This is a genomic window from Niallia sp. MER 6, from assembly GCF_023714395.1.
In the GTDB taxonomy this organism is placed as follows: domain Bacteria; phylum Bacillota; class Bacilli; order Bacillales; family Cytobacillaceae; genus Niallia.
Genome location: NZ_JAMAUK010000153.1, coordinates 1 through 233 on the forward strand (window position 1 = coordinate 1; position 233 = coordinate 233).

General features: G+C 45.9%; 1 rRNA gene. It reads left to right on the forward strand.

Annotated features, from left to right (window positions below):
• Positions 1-117, forward strand: a 23S ribosomal RNA gene (locus M3600_RS28785); the annotation flags it as partial.
• Between the last annotated feature and the right edge of the window lie 116 nt (positions 118-233).

The window sequence follows — 233 nt, forward strand, 5'->3', positions numbered from 1 at the left end:
ATTTCCCATAGCGTAAGCTAGTAAGATCCCTGAAAGATGATCAGGTTGATAGGTTTGAGGTGGAAGCGTGGTGACACGTGGAGCTGACAAATACTAATAGATCGAGGACTTAACTAAAACGAAAAGCTAAAAGAACAGCTTAAATCGATAGGATGTTGGAGCGCGCGAGAAGCAGTCGCAAGACTGTGCACGAGTGAGTGAAACAGCCGTACGATTTGGCTTCTGCAGCTGGA